Annotated in this window: 10 protein-coding genes; 5 read left to right on the forward strand and 5 right to left on the reverse strand. The window is 69.3% G+C overall.

From position 1 onward, the window contains the following. Positions 1 to 41 precede the first annotated feature (41 nt). From GON01_RS00755 to GON01_RS00765, 3 genes are all read left to right on the forward strand, one after another. Positions 42 to 911 (forward strand): oxygenase MpaB family protein, encoded by an 870-nt coding sequence (locus GON01_RS00755; RefSeq protein WP_157025079.1) that lies wholly within the window; start codon positions 42 to 44, stop codon positions 909 to 911. A 37-nt stretch (positions 912 to 948) separates the two neighbouring features. Further along, the gene (locus tag GON01_RS00760; RefSeq protein WP_157025081.1) at positions 949 to 2,184 is read left to right on the forward strand and encodes a PAS domain-containing protein; all 1,236 of its coding nucleotides are present in this window, start codon (positions 949 to 951) and stop codon (positions 2,182 to 2,184) included. 92 nt (positions 2,185 to 2,276) lie between these two features. Beyond that, complete coding sequence (locus GON01_RS00765; RefSeq protein WP_157025082.1) at positions 2,277 to 6,923, forward strand: NAD-glutamate dehydrogenase; 4,647 nt, start codon at positions 2,277 to 2,279, stop codon at positions 6,921 to 6,923. A gap of 39 nt (positions 6,924 to 6,962) precedes the next feature. On the opposite strand, the gene GON01_RS00770 is transcribed toward GON01_RS00765, so the two are convergent. The 4 genes from GON01_RS00770 to GON01_RS00785 form a co-directional block, all read right to left on the reverse strand. Further along, positions 6,963 to 8,015 carry a PepSY-associated TM helix domain-containing protein gene (locus GON01_RS00770; RefSeq protein ID WP_157025084.1) on the reverse strand — a complete coding sequence of 351 codons (1,053 nt, stop codon included), beginning with the start codon at positions 8,013 to 8,015 and terminating at the stop codon, positions 6,963 to 6,965. After that, the gene (locus tag GON01_RS00775; RefSeq protein WP_157025086.1) at positions 8,012 to 8,689 is read right to left on the reverse strand and encodes a Fe2+-dependent dioxygenase; all 678 of its coding nucleotides are present in this window, start codon (positions 8,687 to 8,689) and stop codon (positions 8,012 to 8,014) included. Before GON01_RS00775 ends, GON01_RS00770 begins: the two co-directional genes overlap by 4 nt. 118 nt (positions 8,690 to 8,807) lie before the next feature. Then, positions 8,808 to 11,216: a TonB-dependent receptor gene (locus GON01_RS00780; protein ID WP_309503680.1), complete on the reverse strand. Its 2,409-nt coding sequence runs from the start codon at positions 11,214 to 11,216 to the stop codon at positions 8,808 to 8,810. 280 nt (positions 11,217 to 11,496) lie between these two features. Beyond that, positions 11,497 to 11,850 carry a hypothetical protein gene (locus GON01_RS00785; RefSeq protein WP_157025087.1) on the reverse strand — a complete coding sequence of 118 codons (354 nt, stop codon included), beginning with the start codon at positions 11,848 to 11,850 and terminating at the stop codon, positions 11,497 to 11,499. A gap of 138 nt (positions 11,851 to 11,988) precedes the next feature. Between GON01_RS00785 and GON01_RS00790 the strand changes: the two genes are divergently transcribed. Together GON01_RS00790 and GON01_RS00795 are read left to right on the forward strand one after the other, a co-directional pair. Then, positions 11,989 to 13,788: a DUF885 domain-containing protein gene (locus tag GON01_RS00790; protein WP_157025089.1), complete on the forward strand. Its 1,800-nt coding sequence runs from the start codon at positions 11,989 to 11,991 to the stop codon at positions 13,786 to 13,788. 80 nt (positions 13,789 to 13,868) lie between these two features. Beyond that, positions 13,869 to 15,242 (forward strand): class II 3-deoxy-7-phosphoheptulonate synthase, encoded by a 1,374-nt coding sequence (locus GON01_RS00795; protein WP_157025092.1) that lies wholly within the window; start codon positions 13,869 to 13,871, stop codon positions 15,240 to 15,242. A 121-nt stretch (positions 15,243 to 15,363) separates the two neighbouring features. Here GON01_RS00795 and GON01_RS00800 read toward each other — a convergent pair whose 3' ends face one another. Next, positions 15,364 to 15,804: a hypothetical protein gene (locus GON01_RS00800; RefSeq protein ID WP_157025093.1), complete on the reverse strand. Its 441-nt coding sequence runs from the start codon at positions 15,802 to 15,804 to the stop codon at positions 15,364 to 15,366. Positions 15,805 to 15,808: the final 4 nt, after the last annotated feature.

The raw sequence follows: 15,808 nt of genomic DNA on the forward strand, positions 1-15,808 counted from the left end.
TCGGCGCTGGCAAGCGGGCCGTTCGCGCTTATGTTGACACCATGTCCGCGCGCTACCCCGATGCCGGCGCTGCCGCCCTTCCCTTTGCCGGACTGGTGAAGCGGCGGATCGCGTCGGAAGTGGTGGCGATCTTCAACGATCGCGCCAGGGGCCAGAAGCCGGTCGTGCGGCGACCCGATGGGCTGTTCGGCCCCCGCTCGGTCGTCTGGCGCGTGCATGGCGACGTCACCGCTATGATGGTCGGTGGCGTCTCCGGCCTGCTGCTGCAGATGCTGCACCCGGCCGTGCTCGCCGGCGTCTGGGATCATTCGCGTTTCCGCGAAGACCTGCTCGGCCGCCTGCGCCGCACCGCGCGTTTCATCGCGCTGACCAGCTATGGCGGCCGCGAGGAAGCGGAAGCGGCGATCGCGCGGGTGCGTGCGATCCACGCCCGCGTCTCCGGCACGCTGCCGGACGGCACGCGCTACCGCGCCGACGATCCGCGCCTGCTCGCCTGGGTGCACGTGACCGAGACGGTCAGCGCGCTGGCCGGCTGGATCCGCTATGCAGAGCCGCGGATGAACGCGGCCGATCGCGATCGCTACGTCGCCGAAATGGCGCGGATCGGGGAAGCGCTCGGCGCCGATCCCGTGCCGCGCAGCCTGGCCGAGGCGTGGCGCCTGATCGAGGCGACGCGCGGCGAGCTGAAGGTCGATTCCCGGACTCGCGAAGTGGCCGCCCTGGTGCTGGGCTCGCCCGCGCACAAGCCCAGCGCGGAGCCGCTGCATCGGCTGACGATGTGGGCCGCGGTCGACCTGCTGCCCGATTGGGCGCGGCGGATGCATGGGCTGCGCGGCGCCGGGCCGCTGACCCCGCTGGTGCGCAGCGGCACGATCGGCATCGCCCGCACGCTGCGCTGGGCGTTCGGCTAGGGCCTTTACGCGGCGTTAACCTTGCTTGCGGCAAATCGTGGCGATCAAGTGGGGCACGGCTATGGACACCGCGTACGACTTCAATCGCGACGAGTACGAGGACGATATCGGCTGGGATTCGCCGCCGCCGGTGATCGGCGGCAGCGAGCGGCGCATGCACGTCCGCGCCTATGATTACTGGGCGTCGCTGCTGAACGGCCGCCCCTGCCCGTCGATCCAGGATCTCGACCCGGCCAGCATCGCCGATTTCGGCCCGCACAGCGTGCTGCTCGATTTCAGCCGATCGCTCGACAACCCGACCGTCACCTATCTGGGCCGCGCGTTGCGCGAGGAGTGCGACATGCTCTACGGCATCCGCACCGTCGCAGACGTACCCCCGCGCTCGCTGGTGTCGCGGCTGACCGATCCGTGCATGCAGATCATCGCCAACCGGGCGCCGATCGGCTTCGAGGCGGAGTTCACCAACCATCGCGGGCTGCCGACGCTGTATCGCGGCATCCTGATGCCCTTTTCGTCGGACGGCGAGACCATCGATTACGTCTATGGCGTCATCAACTGGAAGCACGCCGCGTCGGATGCGATGAGCGAGGAGCTGGAGCGCGAGGTCGCCGGCGCGCTCGGCACCGTCGCCGCGTCCCCGGATGCCGCGCCGGTCTGGCCGGAAGCGGACGCCCCGGCCGAGGCCGCCAGCCATTCGCTGCATGACTGGCTCGCCGCCGCCCGGCTGAGCGCCGAAGGCGCTGCGCAGTCGGAAGGCCGCGCCCATTCCGCTCTCTACGCAGCGATCGGCCGCGCCTGGGACTTCGCGCTCGCAGCCGACGAGCAGCCGGACGCCTATACGGCGCTGCTGGAGCAGGAAGGGCTGAGCGTCCAGGCGCGCGCGCCGATGACGCCGATCGTCAAGCTCGTCTTCGGCGCCGGCTATGACAAGACGCGGCTGACCGAATATGCGGCGGCGCTGAGCTACGCCCGGCGCGAAGGCGTCGAGCGGGGCGCGCTGGCCCGGTATCTGGACAGGTTCGAAGGCGGCCTGAAGGCCGTGGTTCGCGCCGAGCGCGCGCACCGCGCCCCGGCGGCGAAGCCGGACCATGGCGAAGCGGCACGTTCGGCGCTTCGCGTTGCGCCCGCCAGGGCCGAGATCGAGATCGAGGCCGGGGACGAGGAATTCGTGATCCTGGTCGCGCGCCGCAGCGGCCCCGGCCAGCTGGCGATCCTCGCCCCCGTCACTGATCCGGCGCTGGTCGACAAGGCTATTCGCAAGGCAGCCGCCTAAGGGACCTTCCGGGGTTGAGATCGTAACCCGCCCGGCGCATAGCGACCGGATGTCAGGCCCGCGAGGACGGGCTCAAACCTAGGCGGAGTTACATGGCGACGGCCACGCGCGACCGGCAGGAAACGCCGGATCAACAGCTTATCAGCGACATTTCCAAGGCTCTGGTCAAGGGCGCGCTGCCCGGGGAGCTTGATGGCTTCGACGGCGATGCGGTGGCGGAAGCCGCCCGGTTCATGGCGGAGGCCGCCGCGCAGCGCGCGCCCGGCACCCCGTCGGTCCGGCTGGAATCAGTCGGCCATGGCCGCCGTTACATGCGGCTTGCGATCGTCAACGACGACATGCCCTTCCTGGTCGACTCGGTCGCGGGCACAGTCACCGCGCAGGAATTGTCGATCGATCGCGTGCTTCACCCCGTGGTCAGCGTCCGCCGCGACGCCGACGGCAGATTGATCGCGCTGGACGGTGGCGACGGCGCCCGGCGCGAATCGATGATCTATCTGGAGGTCGAGCGCGCCGACGCGCGCGTCCGGCGGGCGATCTGCGACGAGATCGAGGCGGTGCTGGGCGATGTCCGCGCCGCGGTCCAGGACTGGCGCGCGATGCAGCAGGCGATGAAGGCGGACGCCGATCGCATGCCGGAAGGCGAAGGCGCCGAATTGCTGCGCTGGTTCCTCGACAATCATTTCACCCAGCTCGGCCATGAAGTGCGGGACCGCGGCAACGCGAAGTCCGACGCGCTCGGCATTTCCCGGGTCGGTGGACGCGAGCACCTGCTCGCCCCCACCTCGCTGAAACGCGCTTTCGAATGGTTCGAAAAGGGCGGCGAAGCGCCGTTGCTGATCAAGTCGAACCTGGTCGCCACCGTCCATCGGCGCACGCCGCTCGACCTGATCCTGCTGCCCGTGCACGAAGGGGGCCAGGTCAAGGCTCTGTCGATTCACGCCGGCCTCTGGACCAGCGCCGCGCTGGCAACGCCGCCGAACAAGGTGCCGGTGCTGCGTTCGCGGCTCGCGGCGCTGCAGGACAGATACGGCTTCGACCCGGCCGGCCATGCCGGCAAGGCGCTGACGCACGCGATCGCCACCCTTCCCCACGACCTGCTGATCGCGTTCACGCCGAATGACCTGGAGCGGCTGGCGCTGACCTTCATGTCCCTGTCGGACCGCCCGCGGCCCAAGCTGGTGACGGTGTCGGGCGCGCTCGACCGCCACGTCTTCGCCTTTGTCTGGCTGCCGCGCGAGGAGCTGACGACGGCGCGGCGCGTGACGATCGGCCGCATGCTCGCGCAATCCGCCGACGCGAAGATCCTGAACTGGGCTATGGCGCTGGAAAGCGGCGACCTTGCGCTGATCCGCTACACGCTGGACATCCGCGAAGGCCATGTGCCCGATACCGACGCGCTCGACCGGCGCGTGGGCGAAATGGTCCGCGGTTGGGCCCCGGCGATCGAATCGACGCTGGCCGAGCATGTCGACAGCGGCCGGGCTGCGCGGCTGCGGCTGAAATATGCGAACCACTTCCCGGCTTATTATCGCGGCCGCTACACCCCCGCCGAAGCGGCGCTGGACGTGCTGCGGCTCGCCGAGCTCGAATCGCCGGGGACCCGTGCGGTGCGCCTGCACCGGCTGGATCGGGACGGCCCGCGCCAGCTTCGGCTGAAGATCTTCAACCGGGGCGGCATGGTCCCCTTGTCCTCGGCCGTCCCGGCGCTCGAGAATTTCGGCTTCCGCGTGATGGAGGAAGTGCCCGCGACCCTCGACGAAGGGCTGGGCGACATTTCCGACTTTCTGCTGGAACTGGACGAGGGTCAGGTCGCCGAGACGCTGCTCGCCCGCGCCGACGTGATCGAGCCGGCGATCGCCGCTGTGCTGTCGGGCGCTGCGGAGAACGACCAGTTCAACCGGCTGGTCGTCACCAACTCGATGCTCCCGCACGAGGCGGTGCTGTTCCGCGCCTGGTTCCGTTACCTGCGCCAGACCGGCCTGTCCTACGGCCTGCAGACCGTCGTCGACGCGCTGCGCCGCGCGCCGGCCGTGGCCCGGGGCATCATCGACCTGTTCGACGCGCGCCATAATCCGGACAATTGCTTCGAGGGCGCGGCCGACGCGGCGCTCGCCTGCATCGAAACCGGCCTGGCCGGGGTGCAGGCGGCGGACGACGACCGTATCCTCCGGATGATCCGCGGCGTCGTCACGGCGACGCTGCGTACCAACGCCTATTCCCCGGCTGCGGCCGAGGCGCTTGCCTTCAAGCTCGACAGCCACCAGGTCCCCGGCCTTCCGGCGCCGGTGCCGTGGCGCGAGATCTGGGTCTATTCCCCGCGCGTCGAAGGCATCCACCTGCGCGCCGGCCCGGTCGCGCGCGGCGGCCTGCGCTGGTCCGACCGGCGCGACGATTTCCGCACCGAGATTCTGGGCCTGATGAAGGCGCAGCGGGTCAAGAACGCGGTGATCGTGCCCACCGGCGCCAAGGGCGGCTTCTTCGCCAAGCAGCTGCCGAACCCGGCCACCAACCGGGACGCCTGGCTGGCGGAAGGCACCGAGTCCTACCGCATCTTCATTCGCTCGCTGCTGTCCGTCACGGACAACATCGTCGCGGGCGAGGTCGTGCATCCGGACCGCGTCGTCTCGCGGGACGGCGACGATCCGTATTTCGTCGTCGCGGCGGACAAGGGCACGGCCAGCTTCTCCGACGTCGCCAACGCGATCGCGCTGGAGCGCAATTTCTGGCTCGGCGACGCCTTCGCGTCCGGCGGCAGCCACGGCTATGACCATAAGGCGATGGGCATCACCGCCCGCGGCGGCTGGGTCTCGGTCCGGCGCCATTTCGCCGAAATGGGCATCGACGTGCAGACCGAGTCCGTCCGGGTGGTCGGCTGCGGCGACATGTCGGGCGACGTGTTCGGCAACGGCATGTTGCTGTCGAAGGCGACCAAGCTGGTCGCGGCGTTCGATCACCGCCACATCTTCATCGACCCCGATCCCGACCCGGCAAAGAGCTGGGCGGAGCGGGACCGGCTGTTCAACCTGCCGCGCTCCAGCTGGGCCGATTATGACGAAAAGCTGATCTCCAGGGGCGGCGGCGTCTTCCCGCGCACCGCCAAGACGATCACCCTTTCGCCGGAAGCGCAGGAAGTGCTGGGGATCAGCACGGCCGAGATCGAGCCGGCGGCGCTGATCTCGGCGATCCTGAAGAGCCCGGTCGACCTGATCTGGTTCGGCGGCATCGGCACCTATGTGAAGGCGCGCGCGGAATCGAACCAGGAAGTCGGCGATCCGGCCAACGACGCGCTCCGCGTCAATGGCGAGGACATCCGCGCCCGCGTGATCGGCGAAGGCGCGAACCTGGGCGTCACCCAGGCCGGCCGCATCGCGTTCGCGTCGCATGGCGGGCGGATCAACACCGATTTCATCGATAACTCGGCCGGCGTCGATTGCTCGGACAATGAGGTCAACATCAAGATCGCGCTCAATCGCGAGATGAACGAAGGCCGGCTGTCGTTCGAGGACCGCAACGCGCTGCTCGCGCGGATGACGGACGACGTCGCCGAGCTGGTGCTGGACGACAACCGCCACCAGACGCTCGCTCTGTCGATCGCCGAAGCCGGCGCGACCGAGGAGCTGCCGGCCTATGTCCGGCTGATCGAGACGTTCGAGGCGGCCGGCCGGCTCGATCGCGCCGTCGAGGGCATCGCTGCCAATGACGAGCTGATGCGGCGCGCGCAGGAAAATCGCGGCCTCACCCGGCCCGAGCTCGCGGTGCTGCTGTCGACGGCCAAGCTGTCGCTGCAGGATGCGATCGAAACGGTGCGGCTGGGCGACGATCCCAGCCTCGTCCCTGCCCTGCTCGCCGCCTTCCCGCCGGAAATGCGGGCCGGCTTCGCGACCGCGGTCGAGCAGCACCAGCTGCGCAACGAGATCCTGGCGACCAAGATCGCCAACCGGCTGATCAACCGGCTGGGCGTGATCCACCCGTTCGAGCTGGCGGAGGAGGAAGGCGCGGCGCTGGGCGACCTCGCCGCCGCATTCGTCGCCGCCGAGCAGCTCTACGGGCTGCGCGCGCTGTGGGAAGCAATCGACGTCGCGCCGATGACCGAGGCGGCGCGCATCGCGCTGCTGGATGCGCTCGCGCTCGGCGTGCGCGCGCAGATGGCGGACCTGCTGCGCTCGACCGATCCGGGCACGCGCCCGGGCGACATCGTCGCGCGGCTCGGGCCGGGCATCGCACGGCTCGACGCCAAGCTCGAGGGCTTGCTGGAGGAGGAAGCGCAGGCCTCGTCTGCGGCGCTCACCCAGCGGCTGGTCGGTGCCGGCGCGCCGGGCGATCTCGTCCGCCAGGTCGCGCGGCTCTACGAGATGGACGGCGCGGTCGGCCTCGCCACATTGGGCGTCGAGACGAACACCGACGAGGTCGTGCTGACCCGCGCCTTCACCAGCCTCGGCGAAGCCCTGGGGCTGGACTGGGCGCAGGCGACCGCGAACCGGCTGAGCCCCAGCGATCCGTGGGAGCGGCTGCTCGCGGCCGGCCTCGCGCGCGATTTCCAGCAGATGCGGCTCGACTTCCTCGCCCGGGCCGGCGGCAAGGACCCACAGGCCTATGCGCAGGACTGGCTGTCGCGCCAGGCCGGCCGCGTCGCCCAGTTCCGCGACCTGATCCACCGTGCGCGGGCGACGACCTCTCCCAACGCCGCGATGCTGGCCCAGGTCGCGGGGCAGGCCCGGGTGCTGCTGGGACGGTAAGGCAAGCAGCCCTCCCCCGACGGGGGGAGGGCTTTTGCTCTATTCCGCCGGCGCCAGCTTGCGCGCCGGCCGCCTCCGCCAGCGGCGCGTCCCGACCCACATGGTCACGCCGGTCACCGCCAGCACGGCGGGGATGATCCCGCCAAGGAAAATCACGACCTGCCAGACCGCTCCCATGCCGGTGCCGTCATGCCAGCGCCGCATCGTGCGCGCGATCGTCTCCGGGCGGGGCGGGCGCGTGGTGACGGCGCCGCTCGCGTCCGCGATCTCGGCTTCGCCCTGCGCCAGCGTCAGCTTCCAGGCCGGGCTCTTGCCGGTCGGCCAGGTGATCGCGACCGCTTGCCCGCCGGCGCCGCGCACCACGTCGTCGATGCGCTGCACCGTCTCCGTCAGCGGCGCGGCAGGCGCCGGGCGCTGCGGCGGCCTGGCGCCGGACAGCTGACCGAAAATGGCCGGAAAGCTGATCCACGCGCCGGTCAGGCTCAGCATCGCCAGCGGAATGCACACCCAGAAGCCGAGCTGGTGGTGCAGGTTGGCGTCGAGCTGCGGCCGCCGCTTCCAGCGAAAGCCCCGCTTCACGCTGCCGGTCAGCGGCCACCAGAGCCACAGGCCGGTCAGCGACGAGACCAGCATCGCCACGCCGATCCAGCCGACGATCTGCCGGCCCATGCCCGGCACCATCAGGGTTCCGTGCAGCCGGTGCAGCACGCGCACGACGCCGTCGTTCGATCCGACCTTGTCGAGGACGCGCGCGCTCGCGCCGTCCAGATAGACGTTGACGCGCTCCCGCGCTCCCGGCTTGGCCGGCGCGGCGCTGACCACGACCGGGCCTTCGCCCCCTTCGGGATAGCGCAGCGACGCGATCCGCTCGCCCGGCGCCAGCACCGCCTGGGCGGCCGCGACATAGCGGCTCGGCGGCAGGACGGCCGGCCCGCTGACCGCATAGCGGCCCGGGTTCACCTGCGCGTCCAGCCAGTCGTGCCACACCAGCGCCGATCCGCTAAGGCTCACCGGGATGATCAGGATCGCGAGCAGCAGCCCGATCCATTTGTGCACGCTGAACCAGAGGTTCCGAAGCTCGATCTTGCTCAATTGTTCGCCCACCGTCTCAAAAGGTTGTGGTACACGCCGGTCAGCTGCACGATCGCGGCATCGCCCTGCCCGACGCGCGCGCCGAGCGACTGGATCGCGCCGTCCAGCTCGAACAGGCTGCGCCGCGCCGCGTCGTCGCGGACCATGCTCTCGATCCAGAAGAAGCTCGCGGTGCGCGCGCCCCGCGTCACGGGTTCGACCCGGTGCAGGCTGGATGACGGATACAGCACCATGTGCCCGGCCGGCAGCTTGATGCGCTGCTCCCCGAACGTGCCTTCGATCGCCAGCTCGCCGCCGTCATAGGCGTCCGGGTCGTCCAGAAACAGCGTCGCCGACAGATCCGCGCGCATCCGGAAATCGCCGCGGATGCGGATCGCATTGTCGATATGCGCGCCGAATGCCTGGCCCCCGGCATAGCGGTTGAACATCGGCGGCAGCACCTTGGCCGGCAACGCCGCGGCGATGAACAGCGCGCAGCGCCCCAGCGCATCGAGCACGATGCCGCCCGCCTCGCGCGCGACGGGGCTGTCGTCTGCCAATTGCCGGTTGTTCTTGGTCAGCGCCGCCTGGCGGCCGGACGTCACATTCCCGTCCACCCACTCCGCCGCGTCGATGATCGCGCGCACCCGCGCGAGCTGCTCGGCGTTCAGCACGTCGGGAATCGCGATCATCATGGGCCAAACACCTCCGCCGCGCCCGACTTGATCCGGGGCCGACCTTCCTTCCTCGCCTTGTTTGAAGAAGGCGGGTGCTGGATCAAGTCCCGCATGACGGCTGGAGAGGGCCCGCGCGTCAAAAACTGTACACCAGGCTGAACACGGCCGATCGCGCCTCGCCCGGCGCGGCCCAGCCGCCGGTGATGACGCCGGAGGTCGCGTTCACATTGTTGCGGATCGCCGTGAAGTAATGCTCGTCGGTCACATTCTGCACGTTCAGCTGCGCGGTCAGGCCCGGCGCGAACGGATAGGCGACGTACAGCCGGTGCACCAGATAGTCGTCGGACCGGTATTGTATCCGCTGCAGCAGCGTCCGCTGGTTGAGCGCAAAGCTGCCCTGATAGGTCAGGCCGTAGCCGAGCTCGAGCCCGAACGGGAAACGGTAGCTGGTGAACAGGCTGCCGGAATGCTCCGGCGTCTGGACCAGCTCGTCGCCTCGCTGCGGGTCCGGGATCGCCGCGCTGTTCCGGCAATCCGCGCTCGGGCTGGCGAGACATGTGTCGGAGACGCTCTGCAGCACCTTGCTGTCGAGATAGGTGTAGTTGGCGAAGATCGTCCAACCCTCGGCGATCGTTCCGGTCAGCCCCAGCGCCACGCCATCGACGCGCGAGCGCCCGTCGAGCACCTGCAGCCCGGCCGGCTGCGCCGGGTCGTTGGAGGGCACGCGGAAATTGGTCCGCTCGTTGCGGAACAGCGCCGCCGTGGCCTGCACTCCGTGCAGCAGGTCGGCCTTGACGCCCACTTCGTAGGTGCGGGCCTTTTCGGGCGCGACGTCGCAGAAATTGACGAAGTTCGCGCCCGATCCGCTGCTGCAGCCGAGCCGCACCGTCGCCGATGACGGCGTCTTCGAATTGCCGAAGGCGGCATACAGGCTGACCGTCTCGACCGGCTTGAACACCGCGCCGAGGCGATAGGAAAAGAGGTTCTCGCGGCTCCGCTGCACGGCCAGCTCCGCGGGGGTCGGCACCCGGTCGCCGGGCGCGTGGAAGGGCAGCGGAATCGGCCGGAACTGCGCCCGGTCCTGCTCGTAGCGGACGGCGCCGTTCAGCTCGAACCGCCCGATCTCGAGATTGTCGAACAGATAGACGGCTCGATTGCGGCTTTCGCTCTTCGACTGCGCGGTGACGGTATAATTGATCGGGCCGGAATAGACCGTCACCGGATCGATGACCCGCTCGATCGGCAGCGTCACGGCGGACCCGTCGGGGTTCCGCGGCAGCGACGCGGTCTCGATCCGATAATCCTCCCAGGTGAAGGAGGCGCCGACCACCAGCGTGTTGCGCAGCCCGCCCTTCTCGCCCGCCACCCAGCGCAGGTCGGTCTGGTTGTAGAGCAGCTGGTTTTCCTGATCGCGCACCAGCCCGCGCGGGCCGGACGGCTGCCAGAAGCCGGGTGCCAGCCCCGCCGGACACGCCGCGCCGACCGCGTCGTTCGCGCTCGCCGACACCGGCTGCCGCCCGGTTTCGGCCAGGCAGAAAGTCCCCTGCGGCGCGCTGGTCTGGCTGTATTGCTTCACCCGCTGCCAGCGCGTCAGGTTCCGCACCTCGGCGCCGCCGCCGAAATCGTGGCGGAACGTCGCCGTCAGCCGATCGACCCGGATGTCCTGCTCGTCCAGGTTGCGATAGCCGTAATAGTCGCTCGGGCTGGTCCCCGGCAGCGGCCCGTCGTTCAGCTGGTTCCTGAAATAAGGCACGCCATAGATCGGCGTGTTGTCATCCTGCTGGTGCAGATAGGCGAGGGTCAGGCTGGTCGGGCCGTCCATGCCGATCGTCGCCGACGGCGCGATGCCCCAGCGCCGGTACCGCTCCACGTCGCGGCCCGGCACGTCGTTGCGGTGGGCCATCGCGTTCAGCCGGACCGCGATCAGGTCGCTCGCCCGCCAGTTCGAATCCACCGTCGCGCGGTAATAATCGTCGGTGCCGGCGCTGCCCTGCACGATCGTCAGGTCGTTCGGCTGCGGCGCCTTGGACACGAGGTTGATCGTGCCGCCGACCGATCCGGCGCCGTTGAATACCGAATTGGCGCCGTTATAGACCTCGACCTGCTGCAGGTTGAAAGGATCGGTGCGGCTGTATTGCGCGCTGTCGCGCACGCCGTCCTGGGTCAGGTCGTTATTGGCCGAAAAGCCGCGCAGGTTGATGCTGTCGCCATAGCCGCCCCCGCCCTCCCCGGCGCCGAAGGTGATGCCTGGGATGGTGGAGAGCGCGTCGCGCAGGCTCAGCAGGTTCTGCTTGCGGATGACCTGGTCGCTGATGACGGTGACGGTCTGCGGCGTGTCGAGCAGCGGCGCAACTGCCTTGGGACTCTCCAGCTCGCCAGACGACGATCCGTTGACGATGATCGCCTGCATGTCGGCGGCGCTCGCCAGCATGACCTGCGCGTCGGCGGCATCGGCTGCCGCGGCTGGCGCGGCTGGCGCGGTCGCCAGAAAGCCGATGCACCCCAAGGCGAGGTAGGCACCGTTTGCGGCGGTGGAATGAGACACGAGCTGAACCCCTTCACGCGCTGTTGCGCTTTGTTGAGGTCGCTATTGCTAATCATTCGCAATAGAGTCAAGTCGCGCGGCGCGAAAAAAGCCTGTCCTACATCGCGCCGGCTATGCTAACTGTTCCCTATATGTTCCCGCTCGCGCCTCTCCTGATCGTTCCACTCGATCAAACGCGCGGGATTGATCGAGCGGATTCTTTCCGCACGCCGAACTTTCCTAACCTTCCGCCGCTCACGCCCGGCCGCCGCCGGCGGCTCGGGCTGGCCGGGGCGCCTCGCTACTTGGGCGCGGTCAGCGACTTGCCGAGCGTCTGGATCGCCATTGCCGATCCCTGAACCCGTTTGGCGCAGCTGGTCATGGTCGGGCCTGCATTCTCGGCAGTGATCGTCGGCGCCTGCGCCTTGAGCGCGGCCGATAGCTGCGCGCCGGACAGGCGTGCGTCGACGCGGCCGAGATAATAATAGGAGGAGAGCACCGCGACCTGGTGCTTGCCCGGGTCCTTTTCCGCTTTCACGAACAGGTTCGCGGCCAGCAGGCACTTCACGTCGTCGCTGGCGGTCTGCGCCGCCGCGGGCGCACTCGTCAAAGCCAGGGCCAGTCCCGCCGCGGCGAACGCATCACGCAATTCCATCGATACTCTCCCGTCCATCGGCAAGGCCAAGCGCTTGCGCCGCCATCCCGTTCCGCGGCTGTAGCGAAACCGCGCTTGCGTGTCGCGCCCGCTCTGGGCAGGAAGGCCGGACCCCCTTCATCAACGGAGTTAAGCTTCATGGATCGTCGCGCATTTCTTCTGTCGGGCGGAGCGGTCGCGGCGATCGGCCTGATGCCGGAGGCGCTGGCGCAGACGGCGCCGGGCGCAGCCGATACGGAGCTGCGCGCGCTGCTCGACCGCTTCTTCTACGACCGGCTGCAGGACAGTCCGGAACAGGCGACCAGCCTCGGCCTCGACAAGGGCGAGCGCGCGGCGCTTCGCGCGCGCCTCAGCGACAATTCGGCCGCCGGCCAGGCGCGCCACCTCGCCCGCACCCGAGCGGAACGCGCGGCGCTCGGCAAGATCGACCGGACCGGCCTCAGCTTTAACGGTCAGGTCGATTACGACGTCGTCCAGTATCAGCTCGATCGCACCATCGCGGGCGCGCGCTTTCCCTATGGCGACGGCTTTTCGCCCTATATCCTCAGCCAGCAGAACGGCGCCTATCAGGACGTTCCGGACTTCCTCGACAACGCGCACCGGGTGACGAACGCCGCCGATGCGGACGCCTATCTGGCGCGCCTGTCGCAGATGGCGAAGGCAGTGGACAACGACACCGACCGCCAGCGCGCCGATACCGCCAAGGGCGTGTTCGCGCCTGACTATATCCTCGACACGACGCTGAAGCTGCTGGGCGATGTGCGCGATGTCGAGCCGACCAAGACGGTGATGGTCGCCTCGTTCGCGAAGAAGCTGGCCGACGCCAAGCTGCCGCCCGCCCGCGCCGCGGAGGCGGAGAAGATCGTGCGCGAGCAGGTCTTCCCCGCGCTCGACCGGCAGCGCGCGCTGGTGCGGGAGCTGCGGGCGAAGGCGACGCACGATGCCGGCGTGTGGCGCCTGCCGGAAGGCGAAGCCTATTACGCGGTCGCTGCCGAGGGCTATACGACCGTGTCGATGACCGGCGACGAGATCCACAAGCTCGGGCTCGAGCAGGTCGCCGAGATCGAGGGCCGCATCGACGCGATCCTGAAGGCCGAGGGGATGAGCCAGGGCACGGTCGGCGAGCGGCTGGTTGCGCTCAACAAGCGGCCGGACCAGCTCTACCCGAACACCGACGAAGGCAAGGAAGCGCTGCTGAACCAGCTCCGCGCCCAGGTCGCGGCGATGTACAAGCGGCTGCCGGAAGCGTTCGCGACGCTGCCCAAGGCGCCGGTCGAGGTGCGCCGCGTGCCGCCGTCGATCCAGGCGGGCGCGCCGGGCGGCTATTACCAGAACGCCACGCTCGACGGCTCGCGGCCCGGCATCTATTTCATCAACCTGCGCGACACGTTCGACCGGCCCAAATTCGGCCTCGCCACCCTGTCGCACCATGAGGCGGTGCCGGGTCATCACATGCAGGTGATGCTGGCGATGGAATCGACCGAAATCCCGCTGATCCGCCGCCGCGGCTTTTTCTCCGGCTATGGCGAGGGCTGGGCGCTCTACACCGAGCAGCTGGCCGACGAGATGGGCATGTTCGATGGCGATCCGCTGGGCCGCGTCGGCTATCTCCAGTCCTTCCTGTTCCGCGCGACTCGCCTGGTGGTCGACTCCGGCATGCACGTGAAGCGCTGGAGCCGGGAGCAGGCGACCGACTGGTTCATGGCGCATACCGGCATTGCCCGCGGCCGCAGCCAGGGCGAGATCGACCGCTATACGATCCGTCCCGGCCAGGCGTGCAGCTACAAGATCGGACACACCGTCTGGGCCCGCCTGCGCGACGAGACCAGGGCACGGCAGGGCGACCGCTTCGATCTGAAGCAGTTCCACGACGTGCTGAAACTGGGCGCGATGCCGCTCAGCGTGCTGGAGCGGGTGGTACGCGAACGCTACGTGTGACGCGTTCCCCTCCCCAAAAGGGAAGGGAATAGCTTCGCCCGCTTGCAATCGCGTTCCCCATTCCGCAATTGCGAAGGGCTATGGCGCAGAAATGGACTCCCGACAGCTGGCGCCGGCACGAAGCCCGCCAGCTCCCGACCTATCCCGACGCGGCGGCGCTGGCCGCCGCCGAGGAGGAGCTGCGCCACTATCCGCCGCTAGTCTTCGCCGGGGAGGCGCGCGAGCTGAAGCGCGACCTGGCCGAGGTTGCGGAGGGCAAGGCGTTCCTGCTCCAGGGCGGCGACTGCGCCGAAAGCTTCGCCGAGTTCCACCCCAACAACATCCGGGACACGTTCCGCGTGATCCTGCAGATGGCGGTGGTCCTCACCTTCGCCTCGAAGCTGCCGGTGGTGAAGGTCGGCCGGATGGCGGGCCAGTTCGCGAAACCGCGCTCGGCCGATACCGAGGAACAGGGCGGCGTCGCCCTCCCCTCCTATCGCGGCGACAATGTCAACGACATCGCATTCACGCCGGAGGCGCGCCGCCCCGACCCGCAGCGAATGGTCAAGGCTTACAGCCAGTCGGCGGCGACGCTGAACCTGCTCCGCGCCTTCGCCCAGGGCGGCTATGCGAACCTGCACCAGGTCCATCGCTGGACCCACGACTTCATGGGCCGCAGCCCTTGGACCCGGAAATATACAGACCTTGCCGACCGCATCGGCGAGGCGCTGGACTTCATGGCCGCCTGCGGCATCAACCCGGACACGGTGCCACAGCTGAAGGGCACGACCTTCTACACCAGCCACGAGGCGCTGCTGCTTCCCTACGAGCAGGCGCTGACCCGGCAGGACAGCCTGACCGGCGATTGGTACGACACGTCGGCGCACTTCCTCTGGATCGGCGACCGCACCCGTTTCGACGGCTCGGCCCATGTCGAGTTCATGCGCGGGATCGGCAATCCGATCGGCATCAAGTGCGGACCGAGCCTCGAGCCCGACGCGCTGCTGCGCCTGCTCGACGCGCTCAATCCGGCGCGCGAGGCCGGGCGCGTCACGCTGATCAGCCGCTACGGCTATGACAAGATCGAGGCGGGCCTACCGCCGCTGGTCCGCGCCGTGCGCCGCGAAGGCCATCCGGTCGTCTGGAGCTGCGACCCGATGCACGGCAACGTCGTCAAGGCCGCCAACGGCTACAAGACGCGGCCGTTCGAGCGGATCCTGGCGGAAGTGCGCGGCTTCTTCGCCGTCCACCGCGCCGAAGGCAGCTTCGGCGGCGGCATCCATTGCGAGATGACCGGCCAGAACGTGACCGAATGCACCGGCGGCGCGGTCGCCGTGACCGAGCAGGCGCTGGCCGACCGCTACCACACCCATTGCGACCCGCGTCTCAATGCGGCGCAGAGCTTGGAGCTGGCCTTCCTGCTCGCCGAAATGCTGAACCAGGAACTGGCCGAGCGGCGCAAGGCCGCGGCCTGACGGTCAGGCGGCGCTGGGCGGCGGGGGCTCCGGCCCTCTCTCGTCCCGGACCGGCAGCGGCCGGCGAGGGAACGGGATCACGCGTGCCGGCCGCCGCGGCTCCGGTCGCTGTGCTCGGTCGTCATCGGCCATCGGCTTCTCCATTCTCGACCGCCAGCACTTCCAGGGTTGCGAGACGGCCGTCGTCGCCCGGCCAGAGCACGGCCTGCCCCGCCTCCAGCCCGATCAGCCCGGCGCCGAGCAGGCTGGTCACGTCCAGCCCCTCGCATCCGGTCGCGGACGGGTGGCAGAGCCGGGCCTGGCCCGCCGCTCCCCGGCCGTGCCGATAGGCGACGCGGCTTTCGAGCCGGGCGACCCGCGGCGGCAGCCCGGGACGATCGGTGACCCGCGCCAGCCGCACCTTCTTCAGCAGCAGGTGCGCGGCGACATCGTCCTCGGCCGAGAGGGCAAGCGCGATCAGGCAGTGCCGCTCGCATTCAGCCAGGTGGAACGGCGTGTCCTTGTGCAGGGCCGCCCAGAGCTCGGCCTGGCCATGCGCGGCGAGCGCAACGCTCTCCAGCATCGCA

This window comes from Sphingomonas horti, assembly GCF_009753715.1.
In the GTDB taxonomy this organism is placed as follows: domain Bacteria; phylum Pseudomonadota; class Alphaproteobacteria; order Sphingomonadales; family Sphingomonadaceae; genus Sphingomonas_B; species Sphingomonas_B horti.